The sequence below is a fragment of the Streptomyces milbemycinicus genome, from assembly GCF_002154605.1.
GTDB classification, from domain to species: Bacteria; Actinomycetota; Actinomycetes; order Streptomycetales; family Streptomycetaceae; genus Streptomyces; species Streptomyces milbemycinicus.
Genome location: NZ_MUNE01000571.1, coordinates 1 through 3,648, shown reverse-complemented (window position 1 = coordinate 3,648; position 3,648 = coordinate 1). Strand labels below are relative to the sequence as shown.

Sequence of the window (3,648 nt, the reverse complement as noted above, 5' to 3'; positions counted from 1 at the left end):
GCGCGTCAGGCCGTCGATGACCGTGCCGATGGCGACACCGCGCGCGGTGTCGCCATCGGCACGGTCATCGACGGCCTGACGCGCGCGCTGGACGCGGCGGAGCAGACGTACGGCATCACCACCCGCCTGATCATGTGCTTCCTGCGCGACGAGAGCGCCGAGTCCGCCCTGGAGATCTTCGAGTCGGCCCGCCCCTACCTGGACCGCCTCACGGCCGTCGGCCTCGACTCGGCGGAGGTCGGCAACCCGCCGTCGAAGTTCCGCGAGGTGTACGCACGGGCGCGGGAGGCGGGGCTCAAGTGCGTGGCGCACGCGGGGGAGGAGGGGCCGCCCGCGTACGTATGGGAGGCGCTGGACATCCTCGGCGTCGACCGCGTCGACCACGGCGTGCGCTCCCTGGAGGACGAGGCCCTGGTCGCCAGGCTGGTCGCGGACCAGGTCCCGCTGACCGTATGCCCGCTGTCCAACGTCCGGCTGCGCGTCATCGACCGGCTAGAGGACCACCCGCTGCGGGCCATGCTGGACGCGGGGCTGCTGGTGACGGTGAACTCCGACGACCCGGCGTACTTCGGGGGCTACGCGGGGGACAACTTCGACGCGGTACGGGATGCTCTGCGCCTGGACGGCGCCACGCTGCGGGCCCTCGCGCGGAACTCCTTCCGCGCGTCCTTCCTGGACGAGGGGGCGCGGGCGGCGTACCTGAAGGAAGTCGACGCGTACGAGGGGTGAGGCGCCTGACTTTGCGGTGAGTATCGGACAGCGACACGCCGACACCACGGCGTGTCGCTGTCCGATACTCACCGCAAAGTTACTGGCCCCGTAATGGTCAACGAGCAGGCCCGCGTTGCAGCGTGGGTCGGGAAGGCGGCACGCCCGTGCTCAGCGCAGTCAACGACGATGGCATCACGCCCGAGGGCTCGCCCATCGATGAGATCGTCCGGGAGAGTGCCCGCCGGACGGGCCGGCCGGCGCACGGCATGCTGCACCACGTCGAGCTGTGGGTGCCGGACATCCACCGCGCGCTCGCCTCGCTCGGCTGGCTGCTCGAGGCACTGGGATACGTGGCCTTCCAGAACTGGGACAGCGGCCGCAGCTGGCGACTCGGGCCGACCTACCTGGTCATCGAGCAGTCCCCGGCGCTTACCGCCCACCAGCACGACCGCTGCCGTCCAGGACTGAACCACCTGGCCTTCCACGTCGAAGACGCCGCCGCGGTCGACAAGCTGACTGCCGACGCCGCTCACCACGGCTGGCACCTGCTGTTCCCCGACCAGCACCCCTACGCCGGCGGCAGACAGCACTATGCCGCCTACCTGGAGAACGACGATGGCTTCGAAGTCGAACTCGTCGCGATCATGCCACCCGACCGAACAGGCGTCGGTACTGATGCCCACGCGAACGTCACGCCGTAGTACGACGCGCGAGGTGGGGGGCTAACCCGGGGCCCGTTCCATCCGTTCCACCCGTACCGCGCACACCTTGAACTCCGGCATCCGGGAGACCGGATCCAGCGCCGGATTCGTGAGCGCGTTGGCCCGCCCCTCGCCCGCCCAGTGGAAGGGCATGAACACCGTGTCCGGCCGGATGTCCCGGCTGATACGGGCCGGGGCGACGGCCCGCCCGCGGCGGGAGACCACCGCGAGGGGGTCGCCCTCGGCGGCGCCCAGGCGCTCGGCGAGCTGGGGGTGCAGCTGGACGAAGGGGCCGGGGGCGGCCCGGTTCAGCTCCTCGACGCGGCGCGTCTGCGCGCCCGACTGGTACTGGGAGAGCACCCGGCCGGTGGTGAGGAACAGCGGATACTCCGCGTCGGGCTCCTCCGCCGCCGGGCGGTGGGACACCGGTACGAAGCGGGCCCGGCCGTCGTCGGTCGCGAAGCGGTCGAGGAAGAGGCGCGGCGTACCGGGGTGGGGCTCCTCCGGGCAGGGCCAGAAGACCCCGTCCTCCTCCGTGATCCGGCGGTAGGTGATGCCCGAGTAGTCCGCCGCCCCGCCCGCCGACGCACGCCGCAGTTCGTCGAAGACCTCCTCCGGGTCCGTCGGGAAGCCCTTCTCCCAGCCCAGCCGGGCGGCCAACCCGTGAAGCACCTCCAGGTCCGAGCGGACGCCGGGCGGCGGGGTGACGGCGGTGCGGCGCAGGATGACGCGGCCTTCCAGGTTGGTCGTCGTGCCCGTCTCCTCCGCCCATTGGGTCACCGGAAGGACGACGTCCGCGAGCGCGGCGGTTTCCGAGAGGACGACGTCCGCGACCGCCATGAAGTCCAGCGACCGCAACCGCGCCTCTATATGGGCCGCGCGGGGCGCGGAGACCACCGGGTTGGAGCCCATGAGCAGCAGGGCGCGTACGTCGCCGCCGAGCGCGTCCAGCAGTTCGTACGCGCTGCGCCCCGGCCCCGGCAGCGTGTCGGGGTCGACGCCCCATACGCCCGCCACATGGGCGCGGGCGGCCGGGTCGTCGAGCTTGCGGTAGCCGGGCAGCTGGTCGGCCTTCTGGCCGTGTTCGCGGCCGCCCTGGCCGTTGCCCTGGCCGGTGAGGCAGCCGTAGCCGGACAGCGGGCGGCCGGCGCGGCCGGTGGCCAGGCACAGGTTGATCCAGGCGCCGACGGTGTCCGTGCCCTTCGACTGCTGTTCGGGCCCGCGCGCCGTGAGCACCATGGAGGTCTCCGCGTCGCAGAACATCCGCATCGCTTCGCGGAGTTCGGGGACCGGTACGCCCGTGATCCGCTCGACCATTTCCGGCCAGTGCGCCATCGCCGCGGCCCGCGCCTCGGGCCAGCCGTTCGTACGCCGCGCGATGAACTCCTCGTCCACCCGACCCTCCGCGACCACCAGGTGCAGCAGTCCCAGCGCGAGCGCCAGGTCCGTTCCGGGGCGCGGGGCCAGGTGCAGATCCGCCTGTTCGGCGGTCCGCGTCCGGCGCGGGTCGATGACGATCAGCTTGCCGCCGGATTCCTTCAGCTCGGTGAGGTAGCGCAGGGCGGGCGGCATGGTTTCGGCCAGGTTCGAGCCGACGAGGATCACGCACCCGGTGCGGGCCACGTCCGCGAGCGGGAACGGCAGTCCGCGGTCGAGGCCGAAGGCCTTGTTGTGCGCGGCGGCGGCCGAGGACATGCAGAAGCGGCCGTTGTAGTCGATCTGCGAGGTGCCGAGCACGACCCGGGCGAACTTCCCCAGCGCGTACGCCTTCTCGTTCGTCAGCCCGCCCCCGCCGAAGACCCCCACCGCGTCCTGCCCATGCGCCTGTGCCGTGCCCGTCAGCGCCTCCGCGACCCGGTCCAGGGCCTCCTCCCAGGTGGCCGGTTCGAGCCGGCCGGTGTCAGGGCGGCGGACCAGCGGCTCGGTCAGGCGCACCTGGGAGGAGAGCACGGCGGGCGCGGTGCGGCCCTTGCCGCACAGCGCGCCGCGGTTCACGGGGAACGCGGTTCGCTCCACCACCTCCACGACCTCCGCCCTGCCCTCGCCCGGCGCGGGGCGCAGCGCCATGCCGCACTGCAGCGAGCAGTACGGGCAGTGGGTGTTGACGGCGGGGTCGGGCGTCATGGCGCCGGTCACGTGCGGCATGCGGTCAGCGTGCTACGGCCGTGTTACGTGCCGCGCTGAGGTCCGGTTGCCCGATGCGTAACGCGAGCGGGCGCGGCACGTAACACGGCCG

3 protein-coding genes are annotated in these 3,648 nt (G+C 72.5%); 2 read left to right on the top strand and 1 reads right to left on the bottom strand.

Annotated elements, in window-relative coordinates; all coding sequences use genetic code 11:
- On the top strand, window positions 1-729 hold a 729-nt coding region (add, locus tag CCN51_RS38445; protein ID WP_086860641.1), incomplete at its 5' end, for an adenosine deaminase.
- A gap of 248 nt (window positions 730-977) precedes the next feature.
- Window positions 978-1,412, top strand: coding sequence for a VOC family protein (locus CCN51_RS38440; RefSeq protein WP_055414304.1), 435 nt, complete (start codon window positions 978-980; stop codon window positions 1,410-1,412).
- Between the two features lie 21 nt (window positions 1,413-1,433).
- On the opposite strand, the gene CCN51_RS38435 is transcribed toward CCN51_RS38440, so the two are convergent.
- On the bottom strand, window positions 1,434-3,557 hold the full coding sequence (locus CCN51_RS38435) for a molybdopterin oxidoreductase family protein (RefSeq protein ID WP_014179922.1): 2,124 nt from the start codon (window positions 3,555-3,557) through the stop codon (window positions 1,434-1,436).
- Between the last annotated feature and the right edge of the window lie 91 nt (window positions 3,558-3,648).

Bases quoted from the DNA above. Each gene is read 5' to 3' on its own strand.
- CCN51_RS38440 (WP_055414304.1), top strand. From the start codon at position 978: ATGCTGCACCACGTCGAGCTGTGGGTGCCGGACATCCACCGCGCGCTC.
- CCN51_RS38435 (WP_014179922.1), bottom strand. From the start codon at position 3,557: ATGCCGCACGTGACCGGCGCCATGACGCCCGACCCCGCCGTCAACACC.